General features: G+C 46.7%; 19 protein-coding genes. 17 read left to right on the top strand and 2 right to left on the bottom strand.

Annotated features, from left to right (window positions below; genetic code table 11):
• Positions 1 to 20: 20 nt before the first annotated feature.
• On the bottom strand, positions 21 to 2,123 hold the full coding sequence (locus EGM68_RS19035; RefSeq protein ID WP_025676113.1) for a vWA domain-containing protein: 2,103 nt from the start codon (positions 2,121 to 2,123) through the stop codon (positions 21 to 23).
• A 625-nt stretch (positions 2,124 to 2,748) separates the two neighbouring features.
• Between EGM68_RS19035 and EGM68_RS19030 the strand changes: the two genes are divergently transcribed.
• The 14 genes from EGM68_RS19030 to EGM68_RS18965 all read left to right on the top strand — a co-directional run bounded on the left by EGM68_RS19030 (position 2,749) and on the right by EGM68_RS18965 (position 18,452).
• Positions 2,749 to 4,917, top strand: coding sequence for a hypothetical protein (locus EGM68_RS19030; RefSeq protein ID WP_025365581.1), 2,169 nt, complete (start codon positions 2,749 to 2,751; stop codon positions 4,915 to 4,917).
• A gap of 119 nt (positions 4,918 to 5,036) precedes the next feature.
• A complete protein-coding gene (locus EGM68_RS19025) occupies positions 5,037 to 5,462 on the top strand; it encodes a hypothetical protein (RefSeq protein WP_007431573.1) in 426 nt (141 codons plus the stop codon).
• A gap of 130 nt (positions 5,463 to 5,592) precedes the next feature.
• Positions 5,593 to 6,045, top strand: a complete 453-nt coding sequence (locus EGM68_RS19020; RefSeq protein WP_013372553.1) for a J domain-containing protein — start codon at positions 5,593 to 5,595, stop codon at positions 6,043 to 6,045.
• 32 nt (positions 6,046 to 6,077) lie between these two features.
• Entirely contained in the window at positions 6,078 to 6,626 is a 549-nt protein-coding gene (locus EGM68_RS19015; protein ID WP_129549817.1) for an FHA domain-containing protein, read from the top strand.
• 64 nt (positions 6,627 to 6,690) lie between these two features.
• On the top strand, positions 6,691 to 7,218 hold the full coding sequence (locus EGM68_RS19010; protein ID WP_025676109.1) for an FHA domain-containing protein: 528 nt from the start codon (positions 6,691 to 6,693) through the stop codon (positions 7,216 to 7,218).
• 35 nt (positions 7,219 to 7,253) lie between these two features.
• Complete coding sequence (locus tag EGM68_RS19005) at positions 7,254 to 8,084, top strand: PP2C family protein-serine/threonine phosphatase (RefSeq protein WP_025676108.1); 831 nt, start codon at positions 7,254 to 7,256, stop codon at positions 8,082 to 8,084.
• A 22-nt stretch (positions 8,085 to 8,106) separates the two neighbouring features.
• Complete coding sequence (locus tag EGM68_RS19000; protein WP_129549816.1) at positions 8,107 to 9,984, top strand: serine/threonine protein phosphatase; 1,878 nt, start codon at positions 8,107 to 8,109, stop codon at positions 9,982 to 9,984.
• A 47-nt stretch (positions 9,985 to 10,031) separates the two neighbouring features.
• Complete coding sequence (locus EGM68_RS18995) at positions 10,032 to 11,351, top strand: normocyte-binding protein (protein ID WP_129549815.1); 1,320 nt, start codon at positions 10,032 to 10,034, stop codon at positions 11,349 to 11,351.
• The gene (locus tag EGM68_RS18990; RefSeq protein WP_129549814.1) at positions 11,348 to 12,037 is read left to right on the top strand and encodes an iron-dependent peroxidase; all 690 of its coding nucleotides are present in this window, start codon (positions 11,348 to 11,350) and stop codon (positions 12,035 to 12,037) included. Before EGM68_RS18995 ends, EGM68_RS18990 begins: the two co-directional genes overlap by 4 nt.
• 31 nt (positions 12,038 to 12,068) lie before the next feature.
• On the top strand, positions 12,069 to 14,720 hold the full coding sequence (locus tag EGM68_RS18985; RefSeq protein WP_064961860.1) for an Hsp70 family protein: 2,652 nt from the start codon (positions 12,069 to 12,071) through the stop codon (positions 14,718 to 14,720).
• A 61-nt stretch (positions 14,721 to 14,781) separates the two neighbouring features.
• Complete coding sequence (locus EGM68_RS18980; protein ID WP_016818677.1) at positions 14,782 to 15,294, top strand: RDD family protein; 513 nt, start codon at positions 14,782 to 14,784, stop codon at positions 15,292 to 15,294.
• A 233-nt stretch (positions 15,295 to 15,527) separates the two neighbouring features.
• A complete protein-coding gene (locus tag EGM68_RS18975) occupies positions 15,528 to 16,304 on the top strand; it encodes a hypothetical protein (RefSeq protein ID WP_013372543.1) in 777 nt (258 codons plus the stop codon).
• A 499-nt stretch (positions 16,305 to 16,803) separates the two neighbouring features.
• Complete coding sequence (locus EGM68_RS18970; RefSeq protein WP_025676101.1) at positions 16,804 to 17,736, top strand: DUF2167 domain-containing protein; 933 nt, start codon at positions 16,804 to 16,806, stop codon at positions 17,734 to 17,736.
• A 50-nt stretch (positions 17,737 to 17,786) separates the two neighbouring features.
• Positions 17,787 to 18,452: a hypothetical protein gene (locus tag EGM68_RS18965; protein WP_129549813.1), complete on the top strand. Its 666-nt coding sequence runs from the start codon at positions 17,787 to 17,789 to the stop codon at positions 18,450 to 18,452.
• A 105-nt stretch (positions 18,453 to 18,557) separates the two neighbouring features.
• Here EGM68_RS18965 and EGM68_RS18960 read toward each other — a convergent pair whose 3' ends face one another.
• Complete coding sequence (locus EGM68_RS18960) at positions 18,558 to 19,589, bottom strand: PocR ligand-binding domain-containing protein (protein ID WP_025676099.1); 1,032 nt, start codon at positions 19,587 to 19,589, stop codon at positions 18,558 to 18,560.
• A gap of 189 nt (positions 19,590 to 19,778) precedes the next feature.
• On the opposite strand from EGM68_RS18960, the gene EGM68_RS18955 reads away from it, so the two are divergent.
• From EGM68_RS18955 to EGM68_RS18945, 3 genes are all read left to right on the top strand, one after another.
• The gene (locus EGM68_RS18955) at positions 19,779 to 20,912 is read left to right on the top strand and encodes a glycerol dehydrogenase (RefSeq protein ID WP_040103107.1); all 1,134 of its coding nucleotides are present in this window, start codon (positions 19,779 to 19,781) and stop codon (positions 20,910 to 20,912) included.
• Position 20,913: 1 nt separating this feature from the next.
• On the top strand, positions 20,914 to 22,674 hold the full coding sequence (gene dhaK, locus EGM68_RS18950) for a dihydroxyacetone kinase subunit DhaK (protein ID WP_129549812.1): 1,761 nt from the start codon (positions 20,914 to 20,916) through the stop codon (positions 22,672 to 22,674).
• 163 nt (positions 22,675 to 22,837) lie between these two features.
• Positions 22,838 to 23,089 carry a hypothetical protein gene (locus tag EGM68_RS18945; protein ID WP_013372537.1) on the top strand — a complete coding sequence of 84 codons (252 nt, stop codon included), beginning with the start codon at positions 22,838 to 22,840 and terminating at the stop codon, positions 23,087 to 23,089.
• Positions 23,090 to 23,170: the final 81 nt, after the last annotated feature.

Raw genomic sequence — 23,170 nt, 5'->3', positions numbered from 1 at the left:
CTTTTTTTATTCCGACGATGTTATCCTGTCGGAGCTTGAATATGGTCGGTGTAGACTGAAGTATTCGGCTTAATCGCTTTATAGCGCAGCTCAATTTCAGTGACACCATCCTCAAATGTGATATATAGTTTGTCACCATACGCCATGACCGCTTTTTTGTTGCGGATCAATCTGATTTTTCCATGCTGCAGGGCGCAGCGTGTATCATGTTTCACGATCAGAGTCCCTTTTTTACCTGCGGAAAATAGGATTCGTTCCGCTTCTGGTAATGGTTCGTGAACGTCAAGCGTACGGAATAACTCCTGCAAGCTGACCTTATGACCCGGAAAGGAGGTAAGCGGCCAAGATTTTACCGGAATCTCCTGCCCACTCGCTGTAGCGAGAAAATAACCTTCGATTCTTCCAGCAAACTGCGGCTTCGGTTGCAAGAACCAATACAGAAGAGCAGCTATCACAATGCTGATGGCTACCGTCCATTTAATGGCTGTATACCGGGATTGGACTGAAACGGTCAGTGTAGCGCTACTGGATGCACCTTCTGGATCGGTAGCGGTAATCTTTAGCTTCGTGTCACCTGTGTGAAGCTCGGATAGCAGCAGATCATTACCGTTAATCTCGGCATTAATCGTATCGTCAGAAGCTCCTGAATCCAGCTTATAGTTCAGCTTGTCATGATTGGGATCAACAATAAAGTCTGATAAACTTCGACGGGAATCACCGTCTTCTTTAACCAGGCGAATCGTCAGGTCTTTTAAAGCTTGTGGTGCTGCATTGGTGGCGTGAACCTTATGTACAGTTCCCTTACGGTACCACTGCGGACTATCCAGGGATAGCTGCCATGTATAATCACCCGTTTGGGGGAACGCATATTCGGTATAAAAGGCTCCTGACTTATAGGTCATAGGCACCTTTTTAGCTGTACCGCCCTTTACAGGGGTAACTATAATATGGGCTTGGAGAGATGTGTATACAGCTTCATCTGTAAGCTTTTGGCCATCCGGTAACACGAGCTGAGCTTGAAACGATGTCGCTTGACCCTTCAGCAATTGCATAGGCTTGTCGCCATGAGTTGCTGTTGTTTGCGTTCCCCCTATAGTAGCTTCAGCTTCCAGTCGATAGCTGCCAAGTAGATTGATTTTAACCAAATCTCCGCGTATGCCTCGTAATTTCAACTTCACTTTACCTGCTTGTGGATGCTCAATTTTCAAAATCGCATATCGGCTTGACTTGTATCTGCGGATATTTTCTGAATTGGAGTATAGCTGGGTTTCCAGCAGGGGATGCTCCGACAAAAGCACCAGATTGGCTTCCTCCATACTAGAGTCCGGTAGGGTCACAGCTAATTCTTGCATCTCGCCAGTGGTTGTAATTGCAGCAACTGGAACGAGCTTGGAACGAATTTGACTGGCAAAAATGCGGTTCAGAATTTCGGGCAGATCCTCAGCACTACTGGTAATAAAAGAAGCTCCTCCCGTTTGAGAAGCGATCCGTTCGAGTTCTTGCCGGTTTACCGTGCCATCATGATTCAGACCAATCGTATACACCGGGTATCCCTTGGTCTGTGCAGATTTGATGACAGAGGATACATCGTTATTCGAGTCACCCTTGGACCGAGAACCAGAAGAGGCACCAAAATCAGTCTCTCCATCTGACAATAAAATCATAAAAGGCTGACGCCCTTGGGTTGCTCCTGCGGCTAGCAGTTCCGAGCCTTTACGCAGTCCAAGTCCCAAATCTGTATAACCAGAACGGTTCAACATTCTGATTTCCTGCTGGATTTGCGATTTTTGCGCTGCCACGCCAATCGAAGTCAGTGGTTTTGAGGCGACAACGTGATGGTTGTAGGCGACGAAACCCACACGTGTACGGTCTGCATCACTCAAGTCCATAAACATACTGATGACTTCGGCGGCAATACCCTCGGGATCCGTGTCTCTCATGGAATAGCTGGTATCCAGTACAAAAACAGCATCGTAACCCTCGATCGAAGCAGTCCCCAAAGATGCTGCATTAGCCTGATTTACAGTGCAAATGACCCCGTTTAAGCCCGTTTGAAAAAATAGTACAAAAGTCATGAAAGTGATAATTCCTAGTTTCCTTATTCTGAACATAAGCTCCTCCATCGGCGAGACCAATGTGGGCGTACCAACTCTCCTAATCCTTGGGATATAAGGGATAAAGGATCAAAACAGCTGAAAAACCTCACATTAGCCATGAATTTGATACTTTTACGCTTCTCAGAAATATCCAATGAACTTCTATCGGTCATTGGATTCCATTTGTGAATATTTCCCTGAAGAAACAGGTCTAACATATCATAAAAATTACATACTTACGCATAAAATGAGTCAAAATGCCCTGTTTCAATCTGAGACTACAGAAATTGACAAAACTGAAGGGTGCTTTGTATGATAGCTTTCGTATCAACGGCAAAAATTGGGATTGAAGTTAGGAATACGAAATCATAAATTTGAAATTTCTGTGTTATATGACTTTTGATTTTGAATTTTCTCTCATTTGAATGCCTTGCCGTTAAAAGCCGAATAGCGCTTCGGACCGATTTTCGAGGTTATATGCCTGTACCGTAAATGTGGTATATGCTCAATCCTTTGACGAATTTAAATGTTAAGTAGGGGGGAGGAGGCAAATGAACTAAAAATGAATATTCGTCCGTTTCAATTGGACATCCCGTGTCCGTATATGGAGCAATGGACCTATAACTCATACTTTATTCATTTGCCGACAACGATGGAAATCATTTATCAAACCAACCGGACAATGCTTTTTGAAGAGATTAACCCGGAAAAGCTGGATCTGATCACCATTGTAGGTGATGTGAAGGGTATCGACAGCTTGAGCGATGAGAAGATCAAGGAAATTAATCAGCACCTTCTGGTGCGTAGCTTTGACGAATTTTTGGATAAGTTTTCACCGACCGTATATTCATTTTTTAACGCGGCCAATCAAAAGGTCGTCTACACCCTTAAAAAGCCTGAGGGAATTGATGAGGATAGCATTTCTGAAATTCGTATCAATCAAAGTAATGATTTTCTGAAAATGTTGTTTACGCTCATTGATACTAAGCGCAGTCAAGGAATCACCAATGTAGATTTCAAATTTGAAAATCTGCTGGATATGATTTCACCGAAAAAGGTTATGGACGATATTCGTCAAGTCCGCAAAGAAATTCACTATATGTACGGTGAATACGACAAGCTGGATGATGGCGATCCGAAGAAACTCGACATGGGTGACAAGCTGAATGCCATGTTCGAGGAAGCGAGCCAGAACTATAACAACGTTATGGCTATGCTGCCGCTGGCAATTGAGGACATCAAAACCCGTCTTCTGCTCGGTGGCGCCCAAGAGGAAAACGCCGGTGAGTTGATCCAGGTGGGTATGCTCTCCATTGGGGAAAGCGGCGAACTGAAAATTATTGAAGCGCCGAAGAGCGAAAGTACTGAGCTGATGCTGTTGGATGAGAACAGCACTGGTGATCTCTCCCAAGTATTCGAAGAAGATTATAACTCTATCACAGATACGCCTTCTGACTATGTGAAGGACTTGGTGGTTCGCACGTTTGTGCCACTTCCAGCTGTTCAGACCAAGGTTGACACAGCGGTTGAAGTTCAGAACTACAATACGTATCTGGAGTTCTATAAAAATGCCAAGGATGATTTCGTAAAGGCGGTTAAGCCGCTGGTAGAAAAAATCCTCGGTGTCAAAATGTTCTTCGACCAATATGCGACGAAGAGCAAAGGAATGCTGCCGACAATGCTGGTGGCGAATAACAAACTGGACATGCTGGTGAAAAGCAGCAATATTCCACGTCTGGAAACGTACCTGAATACCGTAAATGCCAAAAATGAATTCAGCGACACCATCTGGTTCGGGATCGTTCCATCTATTGAGCTGGAAGCAGCCGGTAAGGTGAAGGTGTCTCGTGAACGCTTTAAGGGCAACGAGAAGGTCGTAAAACAGGGCGGAAATTCAATGGAATCGCTCTCGATGCTGCTGCAAGTCGTGAAGGATTACAAAATTCAAATGTTCTTTAACTTTGAATCCGGTGAAGAGACGACCTTCAACAGTATGGCGACAGCAGGCATCGACAAGTATGTCGATAAATGCGCCAGTCTTGTGCGCAGAGAATATAGCGAATTTGCGATTCCTTGTGTACCGAACTTTACCATTATTCCGAAGGATAAATCGGGTGTCATTATTGATAGCAAAATGCTACAGACCGAAGACGGTGTGCAACTTTCCAAGGAAAAAGAAGATATTCTCAAGCTGTGGATCGAGGGCGTATATGTAGGCGCTGCCTACGTGGCTGCTGGCTTGGTCGCTTCTTATCAATGTCCTGAATACCTGCGTGAGACGTTCAAAACGGTCAATAAAAACTTCCCTGGTGTACGCTTTGACATTGAAGCTGGAGACAACAGTCTGCGCACGGTGACGACGATGGCCAAGGAAATCACTGGGTTCACCAACACGATCAAGGATGCCATCAACCGTAAAAACTTTGGCTTTGTATTCTCGTCTGAGAATGCTCAGATTCAGGATAAGGATATCCGCCGGATTACTGTCTACAAGGCAAGAAGCATGGCGATGTCCGAGGACGGCTTTGACTCCATCTACAAAACGCTGGTCAGCACGTACATTGAACGTATTTTGCGCTACCAAACAGGAGACTTCAAGCACGAAAATATCGTCCGCTTCTTTAGTAACAATCCGAGCAGTCAGAAGAGCAAGTGGCTGAGCAGCAGAGGATCTGTGAACTCGATCATTCAGGACGGAGACGATATGAGTTTCATTATTGATGAGAAAAGCAATATGTGCCATATCGATCTGGTCTTCAATGGTAATGTGAAGAACCTGGAAGTCATGATCACTAAGGGAACCAGCTCGGTCAAATCATGATCCGAGCACTACGAAAGATGTTAGAGGCGTTTCTATCCAGAACCGCCTTTATACATAAATCGCGGAGAAGCACTGCTTCTTCCGCCATCATTTTACCTAATATCAAGGAGGCAACACACATGGGATTCAGATTGAAAGTAGAAGGACAAGAAACAATTGAGCTGGGCTTGGATAACATCCAAACGGTTATTTATGACACCGATACACCGGACGATTCCAATGCACGCTCCACTGACGTAGGCTCCACGCTGCGCATCAGCGGTAAAATCATCACAGCAGTAGACGGTGACAGCGCGGATGACACGCTGAAACTGGCTTTGTGGTCTCTGGTTCCTGCTGAAAAAGCAGACAGCTACCGTAAAGTAACACTGGAAGTTATTGCAGCTGATCAAGTTGTGCGTAAAATCTACTTCCCGAATGCTTTCGTTGTAGACTACAACGAGCACTTCGGCGACACAGAAGGTGTAGGTGCATTTACACTCTACATCAAACAAAAGAAAGACAAAACCGAGCTGGCTACCATCGACGGCGGATATCCGGTTTAAGCTTAACGTCTTAACGTTAAGTGCAGCTTAAACACACACTCACCCGGCGCATACGTGAAGGGTGGATAAATATTAAGAGGCCTACGGGTCTCTTAATATTTATTTTTTTCGGAGAGGGGAACACCAGACAATGACCAACTACTATGAGCTGCTCGGTGTCGGCCGGGATGCTTCGGAGGCAGAGATTAAGCAAGCTTACCGTAAACTGGCCAAAAAGTATCATCCTGATACCAACCAGGGAAGCGAGGAAGCAACGCGCAAGTTCAAGCTGATTCACGAGGCTTACAATACCTTGCGTGACGAAGCATTGCGGCAGGCATACGATGCTGAGCTCATCCGAAAAGCAACGGGAACTAGCGGAGAACAGCAAGAAAAAGCAAGAGGGGCAGCAGCACCTTCAGAGGGTACACGTAGGGCAGCCAAAGGATTCAATCCGGCTGACATAGGCACTGATTTTGAGCAATTTTTCGGCTTTCATCCGAAAACGAAGGAAGGCTCACCAGGGAAAAAAATGAAAAAATCCGGTGATCCGACGGATACCTCAGCCATGTTCAACCAATTTTTTGGTATTCGTAAAAAGTGATGATTTCAGGATAGAAACGGGGGAAGCAAGCAGTGAAAACGGCGCAGAGCAGATGGGTTTTCATCATAGATGTTGCCATGTTCGGGCTGATGCTGGCGATCGCCTTTTATGTGTTTAACCGTCCAGGCTACAGCGGTTTGAAGACTGTGGTCGCAATAGGTATTGGGATTAGCGTGCTTGTATACATACTGCGCAATCTGGTTTCCGTGGTCCCTGTGCCAAGGCCAAAGGCAGATCGTAAACGGATTGCCAAGCTGGTGTTAATTGATGAAGAAGGTGAATCTATTAAAGAATGGTATATCGAAGGCGAAACATCATTGTTAATCGGCAAAACAACGTCACGCTCTGAGGCGGATATTGATTTGGCAGGTACAGATTATGTTTCCTTGGTAAGTGTGGAGCATGCGGTACTCAACCGGGTAAACAGTGACTGGTTTGTGGAGGATGTGGATTCCGGCAATGGGACCGGGCTACGGTCTGCGAACGAAAGTGTAACCAAGAAGCTGGAAAGTGGCGAGCCTTACCGAATTTACTCAGGTGATTTATTATATATTGCCAATACCAGGCTGCTCGTTAAATAGAAGAAGTTGCACAATCCTTAGATTACTGTAAAGACAATCAAGACATTGGGGGAAGGAACCGACTATGAGTTTGACAAGATGCCCGAACGGACACATGTTCAGTACACGAAAGCACGGAAATACGTGTCCTTATTGTAATACAGTAGTAAATATAGCCGCACCCAAGAACGCCGAACCAGCAGCGAAAACAAACGTTGCAGGAGACAATGACAAAACTATGCCGTATTTAGGCGAAACCGTGGGGATTCACCCAGTAACCGGATGGCTGGTATGTATCGAAGGAGCACAGGTGGGTCAGGACTATCGCATTATGGCAGAGAAAAACTTTATCGGGCGCGCAGAGGAAATGCATGTCCGTATTATCGGAGACAACACGATTTCCCGCAGAAATCATGCGGTCATTGTGTATGATCCGAAGAAACGCAACTTTTACTTGCTGCCAGGCGATTCGTCAGGCTTGGCGTATCACAATAACGAGGCGGTATATTCACCAGTGGAGCTGGCTGCTTATGACGTGATTCAGCTCGGGCGCAGCAAATTTATCTTTATTCCGCTGTGCGGCGCTCATTTCGAGTGGGATAACGAAAATTAGAACGGAAGTGGGCAATGGTGCAGGGAGGTAACGATATGCAGCCTTATTTTGTTGTATGTGGAGCTGCGGTGCTATTCGCTGTTCTTCTCATCATCCGTATACGACTGACGCGAAGTTCCGGCAGCCGTACCGTGAGTGGAATTGAGATTGGAAATGGTCAAACGATCGGGAGCCGGAGTGAGCAGGATGATTATTTCTCCAGTATGACCACCCCTGTCGGTACGCTGGCGGTTGTTGCGGACGGGATCAGTGGGCTGGCCAATGGGCGTATGTCCAGTACCTTAGCTGTGACGACTTTTACGAAGGCATTTGCCAAGTTAGAAGATGCAACGAATTTGAACGGATATTTTGCAGAGGCCGCAACCCAAAGCAATCGCGGCATTTTGCAAAATTTGAATGGGCAGGGCGGGGGAACGACGCTCGCGGCGGTCATTGTGTGCGGCTATCAGCTGTATTACGGAGCGGTGGGCGACAGCTTGATTACAATTTACCGCAATGGTCACTTTCAGACAGTCAATTCCAAGCATACAGCGGAAACACTGCTGGAGGAACGAGTGCTTGCTGGACAAATGACCTCGGAGGAAGCTAAAACGAGTCCTGTACGCAATCAACTGGTCAACTACCTGGGCTATGAAGGCTTTGAGAGCATGGAACTGGGGAATGCACCGATTCGTCTGTATTCGGGTGATTATGTGCTGCTGTGCAGTGATGGCATTCAGGAGGCGCTGACGGAGATTGAGCAGGAAGAGATCATGCGCAAGGGCGGAACTCCGCAGGAAATGGCGGATGCCATGATCGACACCATCAACGATAAAGGGTTTAAAAGTCAGGATAATGCGACAGTGCTTATTTTGGCGATAGGATGAAACAAGAAAGACGGGGGTAGCGATGCGCAAGGACAACAGCGATTTTAGTACCGCCTTTGTGTCGGAAGCGGGCTCTTACATAGACAACCGGGACTATTTTGCATTCATGGAGACGGACGACATGGCCTGTTATGTCCTCGCAGATGGTCTGGATTCAGATCAGGAGCTGCGCAGCGCAGAAATGGTTGTCAAAACGGTGCTGGAAAACTTCATGGAGAAACCTTCCATGTCCAAGCGGCGCTTGATGAGAGATCTGCGTGAAGCGCAGGAATGGCTGCAATTTGAAAGCCGTCGTGTCCGGCTCAAGGCCAGTCTACTGATGGTAGTGACCAACTATAACAAAATGGTGTACGTTTCGTGCGGTAATGTGCGACTATATCATTTTCGCAATGGAAGGCTTAATTTTCGCAGTAAGGATCACAGCCTGGCTCAGTCATTGGCGGATGATGGACGTATTCCAGACGAAGCGACCAGTACACACGAGGAACGGGGCAATCTGCTGGAATACCTCGGGAATCCGAATGGGGTTCATGCCCATTTCGCCAAAAAGACACAGCTTGCAGATGGAGATGTCATGCTGCTCGCTACATCTGGGATGTGGGAGGATGTTGAACTGGCGGAAATGCTGGGTGCGCTGGAGGAAGCGAAGGACCCGGGTATGCTGACGGATACGTTGGAAGAGGTCCTGCTGAGCAAACAGCGCCGGACGGTGAATAATTACACGGCTGCCGCCATTTATGTAAACAAAGTTTTTCAGGAAAAACCTAAAAACCGTCGTAAGTTGATCAAACGGATCTTGATTGCGTTGCTCGCCTTTGTAATCGTGGGCGGGGGAGCATGGATTACACTGGCGCGTATGGCTGCGAACAAAGCGGCTGCGCTGGAAACGATGATTGAATCGGCTCAGGCCGCGGATGATTATGCAAGAGCTGGCGATTATGCAAAAGCGCTCAAATCCTACAGTGAAGCGAAAAACGCGGCAGTTAAAATTAACGATAAGATTCACAAGAGACTGTACACGGCAGAGCAGAAAGTATCTCAATTGATGGTTGACGGGGACGGCTATGTGGAAAAGGCCGATTTTACCAAAGCTGAAGCCAGCTACGATAAAGCACGGAAAAGCGCCGGGCTATATCCGCCATTTAATGTGAAGGATATTGAAAAAAAAATCGACCAACTGGACAGCTATGCTGAGACGGCGGGCTGGATGAAGGACGGCGATTTAAAATTCCAGGGTGGCGATTATAACAATGCACTTAAGCTGTACAAGAAAGCCAATAAGGCTGCGATGGAATCCGATTATACGTCCGCGCAAAAAGAGTTGGAGAAGAAAATTACTGAGACCAATGATAAATTGACATCCATCCAGCAGCAGCTCAAGGAGATTCAAGCTGGCAAACTTCAGGCCAAAGGGGATCGGCTGATGAAAGATCTCGATTATGAAGGAGCCATTGATGCTTATAGCGGGGCACAAGAGATTTATCAGGAGATCGATAAGCTCGAAAGTGTTCTGGCGCTAGAGCGGAGCATAGCCAAGGCGGAGGAAAAGCAGAGCGCGGAGCAGCAGCAAAATGGTCAGCTTCCTGCTGGATTGGGATTGTCTGACGGAGCGATGAACGATACAGACACCGGGGACGCAGCGAGTGAAGCTTCATCTTCTGCTGGGGCAACCTCTGCCACAGCATCGCAAACGAAGGTTGCGCCGACGGCTTCAGCAGGTACTACGCCCGCGAAGAAGGAGGCCTCTCCGGCTGCAAAGAGCAGTGGTACGGGGGATGGCAATGCCGCTTCGGCCAAGGCGGACACCAGTAAAGAGCAAGGAACTGCTGATTCTGCTTCTAAAGCAGCCGGGGCGTCTAATTCAGAGAGCTTAGATCAGGCTGCTGCGAACGGGAAATAAGTTTTTAATGTTCATTGAATGCTGGAGCCGGAAAGGAGTGAGACGTCGTGAAAGAGCTGGTACAGGATCGTTTGAGCAAGATGGACGATTTAGAGCAGAGACGTTTACTGAAAAATATGATGGCCGGGGTATTTATGAACCTCGTCGAATATCAGGAAGAAATGACCCGCCAGCTAGAACGGCGGGTATTTGAGGAAATTGAGAATACGGAAGAAAAGTTTGATGTGTATGTGTCATTGACATCGCGTGAGGACTATGACCCGATTCATGAATTTTTATATCCTGTGTTGACCTCTGATGCTGAAGAAAAACAGGTAGACATCAGCCGTGTGGCAGAGGTGGTGGGCGAAGGCGGGGAGATGCCGCTGTTTACGCTTTTTCTCGAAATGGAGACCGAACGAATCTCGGCACTGGTACGCAGCAAGCGAATTTTCTCAGGAATGCTGGTCACGGAAACCGGAAACTATCCGATACGTTTTCGTTTGGAGCATAACCGTTCTTATATTTTGGAGATTGAGCAGTTGTATCATACGTTTATGCAAAATGGTATGCCGTGGAAAACGATTAATCACCCGTACGCTTATAAATTTGTGGACTGTGTATTGATTGGTGGAGACGGCGAGCCGGCCGCTCATGAAGAAATCCATGAAATCACGATTTCGTTGGAGGAATTCGACATTTTTAAGAAAGCCAATGTTTTTCCGCTATGGAACATTGAAAGACTGGCTCTAAAGAACAGCGGTTTTCCTATACCCGCTATGGATCGTGTGAACTATGAGCATGTGCTGCCTTTGCGTAAAACAGGACCAGAGCATGGTTACCTGATTGACGGGACTGAAAGCGATATCCGCTATATCAAGCGGACAGAGGAGGAACTGACGATTGTCACACCACGTGATAAATCTGGCGAATGGAATGTGTTGAAGGTTACGAAACCAGCTACAACCAAGCTTAGTCGTCAGACCTATCCGGTATTGTCCAATCGGCGGCAAGACAGCTTTTTGGGTCGCTATGCAGGGAAACAGGCCGTGATTGTCCGGGCCAAAGCAGAGATCACGCGCATCGTCAATTCGTTTGAAGCGGCACAGGGGCTGGAGCTAGAGCGTGTGGACATCTGGGGAGGTGCAGGGAGAAATGATATAAGCAACCTTGTAACCAAAACTCAGACGTATCCGTTAAATCCGTTTGTCAGCGATAATGTACGGACAGAGGATGGCAAGCAGATCATGCGTTTGAGGTTCAGACGTGGTTCTGGGGATGTTTTGCCAACCGCACCTGCTTACATTTTATCCGATTTAATGAGCTTTCTGGTGTCGGAAGTGCAGATGTATTTTCCAGAGTACAAGTGTGAAGGAGAATGGGTGTGAATTATGTTTGGGATTTGCTCATGCGCGCAAGGAAACAGGGGCTGGATGTAGATAAATTCCGCTTTGTACCCGCTGTCAGCTACTCTCCGTATATGGAGCTTAGCTTGGCTGAGCTGAATACTTCCCATTTGGAGCAGGTAGTGGAGATTAATCCGTACTACCGCTTTTATTCTATTTTTCGGGATCTGTTTCCACCGGATGCAGCAGAGGATCTAGAGCTGAGAGAATCGCTATTTGATATTATGATGCATTTTCTGGCGGAGATCGATTTGTATCAAGGAATGAATCGGCGAGAGTACCATATCCGGTTTGTTCAGCGTGATATTGCGGATGGCATTTTTGGCCCGAAGGTAAAGGAAGCTTTTGGACAATTAAACCGTGAGGAACAGGACGCGATTGCTGAAGGCCTGCTCCGCCTGTATGAGACGGGGGAAGCCGTACATCTGCTAAAACAAACGATGCGTCGCGTCTTTCATCGCTCGATCATTTACACTAACTGTGAGGAAAAAGACGAACTGCTCATATATATTGGTCAGGAGGAAACGATGCTCTCACGAATCAAAGTCGATTTGATTCTCAATTTGTTTCTTCCAGCACGGTTTACGACGGAATTGTATTGGACAAGTCATTTCGGCATTTTGGAGGAAGACCCTACGATGAAAATTGATGCTATCGCCCTCTATTAAGGCTAAATGGCTAAGAAAGGACATGTGAACGATGAACGGACCCTATACATACAGGTTGCTAGACCCGCTCACCGATCGAAAAAACGCTCGTTTCACGACCAAATATACGCGGGCGGAATTGGAGCAAATGACGACCTTTCAGTTGCGTGGGATATGTGATAAGGAGCGACTGGTCGAGGGCTTTGCGAATCGTCTGGCACGTGAAGAATTGATTCGCGTAATTTTGCGATTTCGAAGTGCGGAGGAGCATCTACTCATCACCAGACCCAATCCTGGCGGCTTTGAACGTATGCAATCGGCATTACAGCGCAACTGGAACGACCGCCGGCAGGAGAGCGGTGGTATCCGGGTTCCCGCCAAAATCACGCTGTATCAGGGTGTGCGCACAGGTCGCATGGATAACTATCGGATCGAATCCGATTTGCCTTGGCTGAGCTCATCTAATGTGCTGCTGGTGAATGCGACAGGGGAATTGTGTGGTGTTTTAAATTTGGTGAAGGACGAGGGACGAACAGGCGTATATTATCTTTCTCGTCACCGCGATGCTGAACTGCGAGAGACGTCTAATCATAGCTATAGCTTGCTGTTTTTGCGAAGACAGGAATCAGAATATTTTTATAACCTCTACTATGGAGATAAGCCGATGCTACCGCTGAAACTTCAAGGTCACCGAATCCCGGTGGCAGAGCTGATCATTCGGGGCACGGAAACAACCGATGCGGTACTGGCGATTGACTTTGGCACCTCGAACACCACAGCAGGTGCTTATTTGGATAGTTCCTACGTTACGGCCCCTGATACAGGTATGAGCAGCACGGTAAGGCTGGATGCCATCAATTATGTATCATTCCCTGGCCCAGAAGGTACGGAAGGCGACTGGATCGAAGTGTTGCCGACCGCCATTCGCGTCGCCGACTGCTCCAATCCTGAGCATATCGTTTATGCATTTGGGGAGGAGGCACTACGTGGAAGCGACGTGGCAGGCAGCCGTGCCACGGTATTGCGGGGGATTAAACGTTGGGTCAATGACTATAAGCGAATCGAAGAATTAATGGATTCTGAGGGGAATACAGCAACCGCTTCCCGCAGCGATATTTTAGCGGCGTTTATCCGTTATGTGATTGCTACAGCCGAGCAGCAATTTAAGTGTCGATTTCGCAATTTACACTTTTCTGCTCCTGTCAAGCTGCAGCCCCAGTTTATTGAGATGTTTAGCGATATTTTGCCTGATTACCGGATTGAAGCAGAGGATGCGCTGGACGAAGGGCTGGCAGTGCTATACAACACGTTGGCAGACCAGATGGAACGAGGAACTTTTGCAGACGGTGAGGAGTATCAGGCACTTGTCATTGATTGTGGTGGGGGCACGACAGATCTGTCTTCCTGCCGCTTTCGGATAGAAGATGGACGTATTGCTTACAAGCTGGATATTCACACAACGTATGAAAATGGGGATACCAACTTTGGTGGCAACAATCTGACGTACCGGATTATGCAGTTTATGAAAATTGTATTTGCAGGTTATTATGCTGCCGAGACTCGTTTGCCTGACACCGATATTGATGCTCTGATCGGCATTCCTTCGGGAGATTTGTACCGTCATGTAGATGAGTTTGGAGTAGATGCTGTATATGCAGGGCTGGAGGAACGCTATCGCGACGCAGAGGCGATCTTGCCTACCGCGTTCAAACGGTATGAGCATGCTACACGGGATGAATATCAACGGGTACTGAGTAATTTTCATCTGTTGTGGAGTGCGGCAGAAAATATGAAAAAGGAATTTTTTCTACGTACGGGGATCTTGCGCAGTCGCTTTGAATCCGAGCAGGTATTATCTGCTGAAAGTGACCTGAACATTGCCGTAATGGATCGTTGGCTGGTTTCGGTGATTGAGAACGGACGGTTCCGTGATGAATATGGTTTGCCTGATGTGGTGTTTAATATTCGTGAAGTACAGCAGCTACTTAAGGCAGATATCTACAATATTGTGCGCAAGTTTCTGGATGATTTTTATTTGGAGGGGCGCTTGCAGGATTATTCGATTATCAAACTGACCGGGCAGTCCTGCCGGATAGACGTGTTCCGCGAAGCACTTAAGGAATTTGTGCCAGGGCGCAGTATTGAGTTCCGACAAAAGGCAGAAGACCTAAGCCGGGTACCTGAGTTGAAAATGGCCTGTCTGCGCGGGGCTATCCGTTACCTGAACGCTAAAAAAATGGGGACCATTGAGCCTGTCATTACCAATCATATTCCAGCTATTCCGTATACGGTCAGCGCATGGACGCATACGGGGCGTGAGAAGGAGCTGATTGCGAGTTTGGAAAGCAGCCGGGTACGCGGTTCGATTTCCCGGCCGTCTCAAGCGGTCGAAGTGGAATTCTTCCTGACGGCCAACGGGGGTAAGCTGCGTCAGCGCCATGTGTACCGCAGTCGGCCAGATGCTTTTGAACCCATGCCGTATGAGGAAATCGCAGAGCTGTACGGTCGGGATATCCCGCAGGATGATACGGACTCCATCCGCAATGAGGAAACGAAATATTTTGTTTTTGTCGGGGATAGTCGTTGGGGCTTTTATGTAGTACCGATTACCCGCCGTGATGAATTGCTGTATCTGGGTCCCAAGCGCTTTTTTGCCTTCGAAAATGATCTCTCCGAGCTGGATTTCTTTGACGGCACGAAATAATAAATTAAGAATTATTCAAATGCAGAAATCAGAAAAGCACACAACACTTGGAGGGAATAACATGCTGTATGCAGGTTTTTGGAAACGAACTTTAGCCTATATCATTGACAGCCTTATTTTAGGATTTGTATTTATGATCATCGGACTGGTCTGGATCATCATTCAGGCCATTGGAGATTGGGTGCCATCTCCGGCAGAAACCTCTATGCTAACAGACGGGCCGACTGCTATTTTTACCATGCAATTATTGGGACAAACTTTGATGAATTTGGGGGCTTCATGGCTGTATTTTGCGATCATGGAATCGTCCAAATGCAGAGCTACGGTGGGCAAGCTGGCTCTTGGTATCGTTGTAGTAGATGAATTTAACCAAAAGCTGAGCTTTGGACGTGCGAGTGCCCGCTACTGGAGTAAAATTGTATCGAGTATCATTTTGTGGATCGGTTTTATCATGGCAGGCTTTACAGCTAGAAAACAGGCTCTTCACGATCTGATCGCCCGTACCTATGTTGTGGACAAGCGTGAGCTGAATTATATACTTCGCGAGCAGGCTGGGCGCGGAGCCGGGATGTAACAGGTAGATAATAAATTCTGAGATCATAATGAACCTCAGTCTTCAATCAGGGGGAACACGATGGATTTACGCAGATGTATAGAAAAGAATTTTCGTCTATTTATTGGATTACTTGGAGTAAGTAAAGCTCCACCCACCACCGATGATGGAGTTACAGTCCCGCCGCCTGCGCCCGGTGTGAATCGGCTATCTGTTCCCCTAAATAAAGAAGAATAGAGAAAGGAGGGAACCCCATGTTAACGCATATCGTTCCAAAGTTTGAAAAAGGTCGTATTCTCAAAACCGAGATGCTGGAAAATCTGCGGGATTACCCCCGTAGCTTTCTGGATATCCGATATCAGGATTATTCGGATGGCATTATTACCGGAATGAACGTGACCGTTGGGGAACATGCGCTGACCGTAGGCAGAGGCATTGTAAAGCACAAGAATAGATTATACCTGCTAGAGCAGGAACAGGAAGTGCCGTATGCAGCCACGGGGCGGCTGTCGGTGCTGAAGCTGCTTTTTTTGGAACAAACAGATCGCCCGGATTTTACCATGCATCATGCAGATATTGTGCTGGAGGCCGAGGCTGAGATCGGATTGGATGAACTGGAGCTGGGCCGGTTCAAACTCAAAGATGGAGCCGTGCTTCGCTCCAATTATCAGGATTTTGCTGATATGGCTACTGAATTTAATACATGGAGTGATATCCATGTCCCGTTTGCGGGCTTGTATCAAAGCACATTGCGCCCGGAAACGATGCGCTACTTTGCATCCGAACTGCTCAAAAGCGGTACAAACGATCCGATGGATTGTATGTTTGCACTGATGTGTCTGAACCTGGAGGCTGTGGACAGAGAATCTATCCAGCATTATATTGCGAACCGAAGTGGTGCGGAATATAAGGAATTTTCACATGCTCAGCTCCATAGGCAGCTAGTGTTGATTTTGGAAGGAGCCGGACGGGGGAAGCGCACAGCAGGCCGCTGGCAGGGCGGCGGAGCCGGACGGATGATTGTGGATTAAAATAACTGATAGAGGAGTGGAGTGTGCATCCCCTCTATCTTTACTTCTATGTCCCGGCATTTGATAAATCAATCCGGTGTAAGCCTATACATTCTTTTAAATAAAAAAGATGACATATGTATAAAAAACAGGAATAAAGTCACTAAGACTATAGTCGCTTGTTTAGTGAAGTGTACATTTCTTATTCTGCTGAAATTCGACATTTTATATGCTAGATGAGACTTGAACGGATAAGTTGCAGCCATTACGCAATTGTGCTTGTCCATGATGAGTCTTTTCATATCGCTCCTCTATACCTTGTAAAACCAGTCCGATTAGAGTAGAAATTTGCATACATATGTATAAAAATGAGTATTAAGTCTTGGAAACGCCCTTTGCTACTGTGAATTGACAAAATATAAAGCAGTGGCTAATATGGTTGGGGACACGGGAGATATTGGAATTTATAAAGGAGTAATGAGTTTTGAATAAGAGACTAGATAACAAATGTAACAACAAAATGAGATGGAGCCAAACGATTTTGGGAGCGCTGTTGGCGCTTAGTCTGGTGTTACTCAGTGGAGGAAACGCGTGGGCTTCATCCAGTGAACAATTAAAATGGGTTGAAGGTGGCCGAAAGGTAGACCTGGGAAAGGTGGCTACGGTTGATTTAGACTCATCTCTTCTTTTTTTGGATGCGGCTAACACTGCAAAGGTAAGCGAGATGAATCACGAAAAGCCATCTGGCAAGGAAATTGGGAGTATATTTCCGAAGGATGAAAATCAAAATTGGGAAGTTGTTTTTGAATACTATGAACTTGGACATATCAAGGATGATGAAAAAGAAGATATCGATGCAGATGCCATTCTAGATAGTTATAAAGAAGGTACGGAAGAGAGTAACAAGGAAAAGGCGGAAAGTGATCGCCTGTATGTTACAGGCTGGGATGTGGAGCCTTTTTATAATGAAGCGACCCATAATCTAACTTGGTCTATGCTGGCGGAGGATGGGAACAAGGAAAAGCTGATTAATTATAATGTTCGCGTGCTCACTCGTCAGGGTTATATCTCTGCCATATTAGTGTCCGATCCTGCACATTTGGAGGCGGATAAGAAGTTTTTGAATGAGAAAATATTACCCAAGTTGACCGTCAAATCAGGTGAGCGATACGAGGATTTTAATGCTTCAACAGACAAAATTTCTGAGTATGGCCTGACTGGACTGATCTTGGGAGGAGCTGGCTTGGCAGTAGCTAAAAAGGTAGGCTTGTTGGCATTAATCATTGCTTTTTTTAAGGGCGCGGGAATTAAGGTGCTCGTCCTCATTGGTGCTGCTTGTGCAGGTGTGTTTGGTGTGATAGGCAAGTTTTTTGCCAAATTATTTCGCAAGAAAAAATCAGAATCCTTGCACAATGAAACGAATGCTCAGGATCAGTCAGAAACATTACGGTAGCTCTAAAGAAACACACCATAATAAAATTGCTGATAAAAAGGGGGATTTGTATGTCCGTTCATGATGATGAGAAAACGAAAATTTATAAATTGGATAATAAACGTTTTGCTATTCTTCATCCTCATGCCATTCTTACCGATTTGGCTCAGGCTCAGGCAGAAGCAATCAGTGTGCAGCTTTCCGAAGGGACTGTGACGATGGAAGAAATGGAGCATTATGATTATTGTATTCCATTACATGCAATAGAAAGCGTGCAAACAAATTTGACCAAATTTGATGATACATTGCTTCTTACCTATACAAAAGCAGGGAGCTCCACACCTGAAAAAGTGAAAATGGAATTTGCCAGTGACGAAAAGGACGCGTTCGTACAGCATTTGTACAGCTACATGAAGAAGGATTATACTTATGAGCAATCTACGAATACGGCTTGGGCATCTATGAAACCGTCGATCGTCTTTTTTCTATACACATTATTGATCGGGGGCTTTCTCTCCTGGCTAGCGTATTATATGGAGACGGCTGATGAGTATTCGTTTAGGGTGCCTGCCATCCTGTATCCGGTTGTAGAGCTGATTTCGTATACGGGATATATGCCGGTCGCTATCTTTATGGGGGTAATTGCACTGATTTCCTTAATGATGGTCGTCAAAAGAGCCATCAAACCAAGCACTAAACTGATCATCGAGCGCAAGCCACTATCTCAGGCAGCCTGATCAGTACACACAGATATGTAGCTTAGATAAGAGCTTTGCCAAGACCAATTTAAACAGATGATTCTGGTAACAATATACCCATGAATCATCTGTTTTTTCGTTTATTTATCCCTTGTAATACTTTCGGTACACCGCAGGTGTTGTGCCTTCATATTTTTTGAATATTTTAATAAAATATCCCGGCTCATTGAAGCCGAGCTCGCTACTGATCTGGGATACCGGAATATCTGTGGCTTCGAGCAGTTGCTTCGCCCATTTCATCTTTAAGCGGGACAGATAGCTGGAAAAGTTCTCACCCGTTTCTTTCGCAAACAGCCGACTAAAATAACTCGGACTAATGTGACACAAGTCAGCCATGGCTTTTAGAGAAAAAGTTTCACCCTTGTGCTCATAAATATATTCAAAGGCGGGTTTGAGTACAGGATTTCCGCACGGAATATCCTCATCCCCTGAGGAGTTCAGATAGGCATCTGCTAAGATATTATTCATTTCTTTCTTAAGGCTTTCGATATGCTTCAGCGAGTAGCCAGGAAGGATCTCGGACAACTGCGGAGTGGATTCTATGGCCGAAGCCTTTTCGAACATTTCCGCGAGAAGATTTTTGTTCATCGCTTCTTCAACAATATAATTACACAATAAGGATAACATGTTGGAGATCATCTGAATTTCCTGATAAGTCATCGTCGGCAGATCGGCATAGTAGTCCTTAAGTTCCTCCCATTTGGAACTGTACAGCTTTTCATTTTTTGACGTGAGGATCTGTTCCAGCTGTAAAGCGCTCGAAGGATCAGCTAGGCGAACCTGACCTGCCATGACGGCGCCGATGTACTTATCGTCGATAATGATCGGTACCGCGATGTCAACGATGTCATAATGACAGAGATAAATGTAAGGTTTGTTGGAACGTACGGCCTCAAGTCCACCACGAGAGTCACATTTCTGGCAGTAGGGAAGGAGATTCTCATCTTGGCGAACCTTCTTGCAGAACGATTGACATTGGCTGTGGCTAGTTACGGGATTCCCTCTATAATCGACGGTGAGAATGGCTAATTTGGTAACGGATGCTAATGAATCCTGCAACTGCTCCCACTTTTCCAAATCAAAGATTTTCTGGATGCTCAAATGTTCACGTATCAAGATTCTCATCCCTTAATGGTAAATTATCCTGTAAGCAACAACAAAAAAGTACAATTCACATGCTTCAGTGCAAAAAAATACGATTGCAAATTATAATATATTCCTTGATTCCTCCAATGTAAAGTTCACATGGTTCGTTTATAGTTTTAATCAGAACGAAACCAACACCATTAAAGGGAGGAATTATAGATGAGAAAAGCTTTTATCAGCCCAAGCAAATATGTACAAGGTGAAAACGAATTGTTGAATTTGGGTTACTATGTGAGCACCTTCGGCAAATCTGCCTTACTGATCGCGCATCCAGCCGATGTGGAGCGGGTGAAAGATAAGCTTGATTCCACTACGGAAAAATATAACGTGACCTTTATTGAAAGCGGTTTTATGGGTGAGTGCTCCAGACAGGAAGTGTCTAGACTCCAGGAAATCGCCACTGCGAATGGATGTGATTGCATCGTTGGTCTCGGCGGCGGCAAAGCGATTGACGCGGCGAAATGTGTGGCACAAGGGGAAGCGCTTATCATCTGTCCGACGATTGCTGCGACGGATGCGCCGACAAGTCACTCGGCCGTTCTTTATACTCCAGAAGGCGCCTTCGACGATTACGCCTATTTTAAACAAAGCCCGAGTGTCGTATTAGTCGACACCACTGTAATTGCCAATGCACCAACCCGATTCCTCGTATCAGGTATGGGTGATGCACTGTCGACATACTTTGAAGCCCGTGCGACCTCCCGCTCTTACTCCAGGGTCAACGCTGGACTGCCTAACGGAGTACGCGAGGGACAGTGTGCGCCAGCCGTAGGTACGAATGCGGCGTTGGCACTTGCAACGTTATGCTATGAAATGCTCTTAAAAGACGGTGCCAAAGCAAAAGCGGCATGCGATGAAAATCAAGTTACACAAGCACTCGAAAATATCATTGAAACTAATATTTTACTCTCAGGTCTTGGCTTCGAAAGCGGCGGACTTGCTGCGGCCCATGCGATTCATGATGGACTCACCATTTTGGAAGGCACGCATCATTATTATCATGGAGAAAAAGTCGCATTCGGTACGATCGCACAGCTGGTGCTCGAAAACGCACCGACGGAAGAATTACATCAGGTACTGGATTTCTGTTTAACCATCGGTTTGCCGGTCTGCTTGGCCGATATCGGTGTCGATCATATCAGCCGGGAAGAACTCATGGAAGTAGCTGCTAAAGCCTGCATTGAGGAGGAATCGATTCATGCCATGCCGTTTCCGATCACGGTGGAGCAGGTTGCAGCGGCAATTGCTGCGGCCGACCGGATCGGCAGCCAGTACAAAGCGGAGGTAAAATAGCATGAAAAAGGTCATCAACCGTACGGAAAACTTGGTTCTTGAGATGTGCAGCGGTATTGCGCTCGCGCATCCCGAGTTGGAATTTCTACCAAAATATAAAGTGCTCAAGAAAAAGGAACTGAACACGGAGAAAGTAACGCTCATCAGCGGCGGCGGCAGTGGGCATGAGCCCGCTCACGCCGGCTTTGTCGGCAAAGGGATGCTCGATGCGGCGGTCTGTGGTGATGTTTTTGCCTCTCCTTCGCAAATTCAAGTGTATCAGGCCATTCGAGCAACCGCTGGGAAAAAAGGCACACTGCTGATTATCAAAAACTACAGCGGCGATATCATGAACTTTAGAAACGGTGCCCATTTGGCTGCTGAAGATGGTCTGGAAGTGGACTATGTAAAGGTCGAAGACGACATCGCTGTAGAAGACAGTCTATATACGGTCGGACGACGCGGTGTAGCGGGCACGGTACTTGTGCATAAGATCGCGGGTGCAGCTGCAGAAGAGGGCCGTCGTCTGGCGGAAGTCAAAGCAGTGGCGGAGAAAGCCGCTGCGAATGTACGCAGTATCGGATTTGCATTGACGTCGTGCACCGTGCCGGCGAAGGGCTCGCCAACGTTTGAGCTCGGACCTGAAGAAATCGAATACGGCGTGGGCATTCACGGCGAGCCTGGAATCAGACGCGAGAAGCTGACAGATGCGAATACGCTGGCACGCAGAATGGTAACCGACCTCCTTCGAGACATGCAGATCGAAAACGGATTTAGCGGAGAAATCGCTCTGCTGATCAATGGTTTTGGCGGTACGCCTCTACAAGAACTGTACCTTTTCAATTATGCGGTCACTCGCGAACTGGCAGCGAAGGGGATCAAGATCAATCGAGCTTTCGTTAACAATTTTATGACGAGTATAGATATGGCGGGCATCTCAGTTTCGATCATGAAGCTGGACGACGAACTGCAAACCTTACTTTCCCATGAAAGCAACACGCCAGCGTTCAAAGTGTCTGGATCTGTTGATCATGTTGAATTCACGGAGCTTTCAACTGTAGCAGACGAAAATCGGCAAGTATCTTTCGAGGTGAAAACCGCTCCTGCCTTTGCAATTATTGAGGATAACAAGATTACGTTGAACAATCTGATATACCTGGTTGACAAAATGAGTGAGGTTATCATCAAGAATGAGGTGCCTTTCTGCGAGCTTGATTCTCATGCCGGCGATGGTGACTTTGGTATGAGCGTTGCGAAGGGATTTCGTCAGCTGAAACGGGAATGGAGCGACATCCTAAACCAAGATTCTTTGACGATGGGAACCTTTCTACATTCATGCTCGCTCGTCATCATGGAACACTGCGGCGGTGCTTCGGGCCCGATCTGGGGCTCGGCATTTCGCGCAGCAGCACGCTCTGCGGGCGAAAGAAACGAGCTCACCGTTACCGAATTCGCAGATCTGATGCAGGCTGCGGTGCAAGGCATACAGTCGACAGGCGAACGTTCTTTCGGCAGAGGAGCCGTCGTTGGTGATAAAACGCTTATTGATGCATTAGTGCCATGTGCGGATAGCTGGGTAGAGAGCGCGAAATCAAATGTTGATGTGAAGGCAGCCTTTGTACGAGGTGCTCAGGCCGCTGTACTAGGGGCCAAAAAGACAGAAAACATTGTGGCGCGTATGGGACGTGCCGGAGCGGTCGGAGAGAGAAGCCTTGGTTATCCAGATGCGGGGGCTTATGCGCTTGGAGTAATTTTTACAGAGCTTGCTGAATGTTTGAATTGATTCGCTAATTCTTAAAAATTCAAGGTTTGTTCATTGCAATTGGGATGCATTAGGTTTATAATTTCAGACGGATTCAAAAGGCTTATCCCTGGATCCGTGGGAGTTCATCCCATCTGAGCAAGCATACTGCATGCTCAAATAAGAATTAAGCGAGGGATTTACAATGAAAACCTGCTGCACCATCCAAGTTGACGAAGACAGTTTAGTTATTGATTTGCCAGAAGAAGGAACCACGCTAGAGTCCCTGCTCGGTGATATTGAGAGTTGTGGAGGCAGTGAAGAACCTTGGCTACAACTTATAGACAAGGTAATGGGTAACTCATCTGAGACTGTACTGACAGATCAAGCGACGGATGGCGGCGATATGAACGAAGATCAGGCAACCCAAGAACCTCAAGCTGCCGCTAAGGGGTAATAGGGACATCATACATTAAGACGAATTGTTAATATTATCTGATCACATATAAGATCATGATAAGACTGCTGTACCGAGCCT

This window comes from Paenibacillus sp. M-152 (genome assembly GCF_003856555.1).
GTDB lineage: Bacteria > Bacillota > Bacilli > Paenibacillales > Paenibacillaceae > Paenibacillus > Paenibacillus polymyxa_C.
The sequence above is the reverse complement of the archived record's forward strand: the minus strand, read 5'-3'. Positions and strand labels throughout refer to the sequence as shown.

Bases quoted from the DNA above. Each gene is read 5' to 3' on its own strand.
- EGM68_RS19030 (WP_025365581.1), top strand. From the start codon at position 2,749: ATGGAAATCATTTATCAAACCAACCGGACAATGCTTTTTGAAGAGATT.
- EGM68_RS19035 (WP_025676113.1), bottom strand. From the start codon at position 2,123: ATGGAGGAGCTTATGTTCAGAATAAGGAAACTAGGAATTATCACTTTC.
- EGM68_RS19025 (WP_007431573.1), top strand. From the start codon at position 5,037: ATGGGATTCAGATTGAAAGTAGAAGGACAAGAAACAATTGAGCTGGGC.
- EGM68_RS18965 (WP_129549813.1), top strand. From the start codon at position 17,787: ATGTCCGTTCATGATGATGAGAAAACGAAAATTTATAAATTGGATAAT.
- EGM68_RS19005 (WP_025676108.1), top strand. From the start codon at position 7,254: ATGCAGCCTTATTTTGTTGTATGTGGAGCTGCGGTGCTATTCGCTGTT.
- EGM68_RS18945 (WP_013372537.1), top strand. From the start codon at position 22,838: ATGAAAACCTGCTGCACCATCCAAGTTGACGAAGACAGTTTAGTTATT.
- EGM68_RS19010 (WP_025676109.1), top strand. From the start codon at position 6,691: ATGAGTTTGACAAGATGCCCGAACGGACACATGTTCAGTACACGAAAG.
- EGM68_RS19020 (WP_013372553.1), top strand. From the start codon at position 5,593: ATGACCAACTACTATGAGCTGCTCGGTGTCGGCCGGGATGCTTCGGAG.
- EGM68_RS18980 (WP_016818677.1), top strand. From the start codon at position 14,782: ATGCTGTATGCAGGTTTTTGGAAACGAACTTTAGCCTATATCATTGAC.
- EGM68_RS18955 (WP_040103107.1), top strand. From the start codon at position 19,779: ATGAGAAAAGCTTTTATCAGCCCAAGCAAATATGTACAAGGTGAAAAC.
- EGM68_RS18970 (WP_025676101.1), top strand. From the start codon at position 16,804: ATGAGATGGAGCCAAACGATTTTGGGAGCGCTGTTGGCGCTTAGTCTG.
- EGM68_RS18975 (WP_013372543.1), top strand. From the start codon at position 15,528: ATGTTAACGCATATCGTTCCAAAGTTTGAAAAAGGTCGTATTCTCAAA.
- dhaK (WP_129549812.1), top strand. From the start codon at position 20,914: ATGAAAAAGGTCATCAACCGTACGGAAAACTTGGTTCTTGAGATGTGC.
- EGM68_RS18985 (WP_064961860.1), top strand. From the start codon at position 12,069: ATGAACGGACCCTATACATACAGGTTGCTAGACCCGCTCACCGATCGA.
- EGM68_RS19000 (WP_129549816.1), top strand. From the start codon at position 8,107: ATGCGCAAGGACAACAGCGATTTTAGTACCGCCTTTGTGTCGGAAGCG.